The sequence below is a fragment of the Acetobacter sp. AN02 genome (assembly GCF_029759835.1).
In the GTDB taxonomy this organism is placed as follows: Bacteria; Pseudomonadota; Alphaproteobacteria; order Acetobacterales; family Acetobacteraceae; genus Acetobacter.
On record NZ_JAJJND010000129.1, the window covers coordinates 1 to 4,997 of the forward strand.

Here is a 4,997-nt window from a genome sequence, read left to right on the forward strand (position 1 = left end):
GAACAACCTTGGCGCATCATGTCAATCGGACTGCGCAATTGGGCACATAGGTTCTAGCAATCAACGGTTGGTATAAGGTCCTGTTGAGTGAGTGGTTGAACGAGCTCTGCGGCCAATAATCTGCTGGGCCGGGGCACGACGGAAGCTGTTACACCCTAGCAGCTCGCGCCCACTTTGCAGACGCACACGCGGGCTTGACGGGCGCCCAAAAACCGACACTGCCACGTGATCAGCCCTAAAGCCAACCTTCACGCAGCTAGACACGCGACGGGAATACCACCAAGCGTCCGTCCTACTCTTTCCGGGGCCAGTTGCTATGCAGGCCCTCTTGCGAAATCTCGAATTCGGTATGGAATGGCTTGATGGTTTCCGTCATCGCCGTGACTGCGGCGGCCAACGGTGCTGGCATCTTTTCGCCACCTGCCCATGACCGTTCACTCAGGAACAGGCTGAAAGAAGTAAGTGAAACCATGTCGCTCAGCATTCGGCAAATATGTCCCATTTCCAACGGGACGAGGTCGCTTCCCCGGGTTGCACGGTCTTCTAAGAGGTCCAGCGCCCTTGAGTTAGCGTGAGCAACGTGGCTAGACATGCTATAGTTGTGTGCAAAAACCTCAATGCCAATCAGTGGAATGATACCGTGACGACCACTGTTTAACGCTTCAAGTATTCCAGAGAACGACCATCGTTGCTCCAATTGTTTCCGGAAGCGCTTATCCCCAAGCGGGTCGGTCCTGTAGACGCGGTTATCGCGAAGTGTTGCCATCACGCGAGAACTGCCATCGCTGCCAGAGCAATTGAAGAGACGTTCGCATGGCTCGGCTTTTAAGGCTGCCTGCCTGTCATAGACAGCGCCGAGCAGCTCCCAATACTCGTGGAGCAATTCCGGACGTTGCTCTTCAGAAGCAGTTGCCAGAAAAGCCACCTTAGCGAACGTCTCATAAACGACCCGGATTATGACCTCGGCATCCCAGACGAGCCCATTTACTATAAGACAATATGCTGCCTGAGTGCGGTCTTGCTGAAATTGGTTCAGCACCCGCAGCGTCTCGGAATACAAGGTTTTTTCTGGATTGTTTGTAAAAACTTGAAAGTGGTAGTCCTTGATGATTCGCATACACTCAACAAATTTCACGAATAATGGCTTACTCGTGGCGAGTGCCGTCTCTGATATCTGCATGTCTTCGTGCCTTTGCTGCTAACTAGGATTTTCCACTTCCCGTTCTAGCTCAATTCTGCGTCGCCGGATCACTGAGGGCAGTTTTTAATTCCGTGCCACATTGGATTAAACTTGGAAATTTGGGCTGCGTAGCTGGTAATCAGCTCTCTAAGATCGCGAACGATCAGTCCCTGCGTGAACGGGCATTCCTACGACCACCTCAAAACGGCTTGAGTTGACCGACAGCTGTTATGAACGTGAGCGCTGCAAATGGCTGATTTCGGTCTTCTTTTCCCCATAATCGGACATTCTGTTTCCCCCCCCATTTCCGCCATTAGCCAAATGAATGCTGGGTAATCATTCGGCCCCTTTTGCGGCTGGAGAAGACTGAACGGCAGTTGAAAGCGTTTGATCCTGATCTGCGCAGATCTCAGGACCATGCCTGAACTCTGTGTGCTCATCGCCCCAGGCCTTGAGAGCCATGATGACAGGCTTGAGGGTCTGCCCACGCGGGGTGAGACTGTATTCCACCTTTGGCGGAACTTCGGGATAAACCGTCCGTAACACGAACCCGTCACGCTCCAGTTCGCGAAGCTGGGTCGTCAGCATCCTCTGGGTGATGTTGGGCAAACGCTTGCGGATGGCGTTGAAGCGTAATGTCCCCTGAAGCAGGTGATAGAGGATCACACCTTTCCATTTGCCGTCGATGAGCTGAAGCGTTGCTTCAACAGCGCAGCCGGGGCTGCAATCAAGCGACTGATGGCGGATGCGGGTCATAACGGTATCATTTCCGACACTATGGGCGTTAAAAGTGCGTTCTTGCCTGAAAACAGCATAGTGCTCACTCTTCTCCTCATTCAACAGAGGAGCAGACATCATGCGGGCCATCGGTTATCAGACGCCGCTTCCCATCGAAAACCCGGCGTCCCTTCAGGACATCGATCTGCCAAAACCTGTCCTTACAGGACGGGATCTTCTGGTGGAGATCAGGGCTGTGTCGGTCAATCCGGTTGATACAAAGGTCCGTCGCAGTGCGACACCAGAGGCAGGTCAGTGGCGTGTTCTGGGCTGGGATGCGGCGGGTATTGTCGTCGGCACCGGACCGGAGGTCACGGATTTTTCTGTCGGCGACGAGGTCTTCTATGCGGGCGCAATCAATCGCCCGGGGACCAACGCGGAGTTTCATCTGGTTGATGAACGGATTGTCGGTCGCAAACCCCACTCTCTGAACTGGGCCGAGGCCGCGGCCTTACCGCTGACCGCAATCACGGCCTGGGAAATGCTTTTCGATCGTCTGGACATTCGTCGGCCTGTCCCGGGAACGACGTCCTCCATTCTGATCATCGGGGGCGCAGGCGGGGTCAGTTCCATGGCGATCCAGCTGGCCAAGGTTCTGACCGACATCACGGTCATTGCCACGGCGTCGCGCCCCGAAACGCAGGACTGGGTCAGATCTCTCGGGGCAGATTACGTGATCGATCACGGCAAGCCTCTGGCAGAACAGGTTGCCGCCCTTCCTACGGGCGCTCCCGGTTTTGTTTTTTCAACGACGCAGACAGACCGGCATCTGGCAGAGATCGTCGAACTTCTGGCCCCTCAGGGACATTTCGGCCTGATTGATGATCCGGCTGAACTCAATGCCGTATCACTCAAGCGCAAAAGCCTCTCCCTGCATTGGGAGCTGATGTTCACGCGTTCATTGTTCGGAACGCTAGATATCAGCGCACAGGGGAAACTCCTGAACGACGTGTCGCGTCTAGTAGATGAAGGTCGTCTTCGCACGACGCTCGGTAAAAATCTTGGCGCGATCACCGCCGCTAATTTGCGGGAGGCTCATGCTCTGATCGAGAGTGGCCAGGCCAAAGGTAAAATTGTTCTCGAGGGTTTCCCTGCCTGAACGGGGAGAGCCATGACGAAAACAGCCAAAGCGCTTGAGAGGAACAGACCTCATGAATGACAAAGAACATCTGATGACCCTGAACCGGACGGGAGGCCGCTTCGATCTCAATAAAATTGCGGCGGCGTTTCCCGAAACGGCGGACACGATGCTGCTGGACACCTATCTGACCGACAAGCCGGAAGCGAGTATCCGGGTCTTCAGGATCTATCGGGACGTGCCGCCGCATTATCATACCCAGTGCGATGAAGTGCTTCATGTCCTCTCCGGGACAGGCACGTTCTGGATTGATGATCCCAAGGAGGAAGCCCCGTTTTCACCCGGCCATCTTCTGGTGTTCCCCCGTCGGGCCGTGCATGCCGTACCCCGCATTCTGAGCCATCCAGTTATTTTTCTTGCCATTGATACGCCGCGACGGGTGCCAGATGACGTGGTGTTCGTGGATCCTGCCGAAGGTACGCTGCCCGGCTTTATTGCAGGGATCTGACATCGTGGGAGTCATGAAACAGAATCGGCAGCAGGCTTTCTCTAAAAGAGGCCTGCGCAGGATCGCCATTGCCGTTTTCACGGGTTTCGTTGGGGTATGCGCGTATCCTCTTTCTTCCCATGCCCAGTCTATCAGGATTGAGGCAACCACTACGGCCATGGACTGGAACGCCGTAGCGCTGGCTGGCGGTCATGTGTTTGTCGCAGGCCCTCGCTGGAGCGGGTTTTCCGGACCGGCCGTGGGTCTTCTGACGAAGAATGGAAAGATAGAGCCGTTTCCGGATGCTGACTGGAATGGCTGGAAACCCGGACGGGATGCAACGCATCGCTTTGTCAGCGTCAATGCCCTCCATGTTGCTCCTGACGGCACGCTCTGGGTTGTTGATACTGGAACTCCGTCTTTTGGAGGTGTCCCGGTATCTGGAGGAGCCAAACTGGTCCGCATTGATCCGGCAACAGGTCATGTACTGCGGATCTATCCTCTGGGCCCGGATATCGCGAAGGCAGGCAGTTATATCGACGATATCCGTTTCAACGGGAGGCATGCCTATCTGACGGATGCGGGCAAGGGCGCCCTGATCGTTCTTGATGTCGAAACAGGTCATGCACGTCGTGTTCTGGACAACGATGTTTCCACACGCGCACGAACAGGGCGGCCAATTATCATGGACGGACACGTCGTGGAGAGCCATCCGCATCAGCCGCTTCTGGTGAATGTCGATCCGCTTGAAGTCAGTCCGGACGGGAAATGGCTGTATTTCGGGCCGCTTGAAGGGCCGTGGTCCCGCATTCCGACAGCTTTGCTTGACGATACCAATGTGTCATCAACCGATCTGTCTGCAGCGGTTCAGCCGTGGGCAGATTTACCTCCAATCGGGGGAAGCGCCATGGATACTGCAGGAAATCTCTATTTCACCAATCTGAAGGATAACGGCGTCTACCGGAGAGACGTTTCCGGAAAGATCACGAAACTGCTCTCGGATTCACGTCTGCGCTGGGCGGATGCACCTTGCCTTGCACCGGATGGCCGAATGTGGCTGCCTGTCGCGCAACTGGATCGTCTTTCGATGTTCCATCAGGGGCAATCCCGCATCATACAGCCGTTTCTGCTGGTATCCATCCATCCTCAAGCTGGCCAGGTCAAACCTGGGCGATAGGACTCTGATGACCATCAAACGCCATGATAATCGCCTGCGGGATGTTTTCTCTCGTGCAAAGGTACTCACGAAGTCGCTGTGCTTTGGCGGACATCGTCACCTGTAATGCCATCGAAGTTTGCCGGGATCTTTTGTCGGAAAGTCAGGGGGAGCAATCCATCGACGTGTCTGGGCGGTACGATGCCGTCGCCATCCAAGATATGTCAAAGCACGGGCAAGAATAATACCAACCATTGATTGCTAGAACCTATGCGCCCAATTGCGCAGTCCGATTGACATGATGCGCCAAGGTTGTTCG

At 55.1% G+C, this 4,997-nt stretch carries 5 protein-coding genes; 3 read left to right on the plus strand and 2 right to left on the minus strand.

Annotation, left to right across the window (positions count from 1 at the left end; translation table 11 throughout):
• Window positions 1–292: 292 nt before the first annotated feature.
• Both LOC54_RS11275 and LOC54_RS11280 read right to left on the minus strand, forming a co-directional pair.
• Window positions 293–1,117, minus strand: a complete 825-nt coding sequence (locus LOC54_RS11275; RefSeq protein WP_279313894.1) for a hypothetical protein — start codon at window positions 1,115–1,117, stop codon at window positions 293–295.
• Window positions 1,118–1,516: 399 nt separating this feature from the next.
• Window positions 1,517–1,936 carry a helix-turn-helix domain-containing protein gene (locus tag LOC54_RS11280; protein WP_279313898.1) on the minus strand — a complete coding sequence of 140 codons (420 nt, stop codon included), beginning with the start codon at window positions 1,934–1,936 and terminating at the stop codon, window positions 1,517–1,519.
• Window positions 1,937–2,036: 100 nt separating this feature from the next.
• Between LOC54_RS11280 and LOC54_RS11285 the strand changes: the two genes are divergently transcribed.
• From LOC54_RS11285 to LOC54_RS11295, 3 genes are all read left to right on the plus strand, one after another.
• Complete coding sequence (locus LOC54_RS11285; protein WP_279313895.1) at window positions 2,037–3,056, plus strand: zinc-binding alcohol dehydrogenase family protein; 1,020 nt, start codon at window positions 2,037–2,039, stop codon at window positions 3,054–3,056.
• 52 nt (window positions 3,057–3,108) lie between these two features.
• Entirely contained in the window at window positions 3,109–3,543 is a 435-nt protein-coding gene (locus tag LOC54_RS11290; protein WP_279313896.1) for a cupin domain-containing protein, read from the plus strand.
• A gap of 157 nt (window positions 3,544–3,700) precedes the next feature.
• Window positions 3,701–4,699 (plus strand): L-dopachrome tautomerase-related protein, encoded by a 999-nt coding sequence (locus LOC54_RS11295; protein WP_279313897.1) that lies wholly within the window; start codon window positions 3,701–3,703, stop codon window positions 4,697–4,699.
• Window positions 4,700–4,997 lie beyond the last annotated feature (298 nt).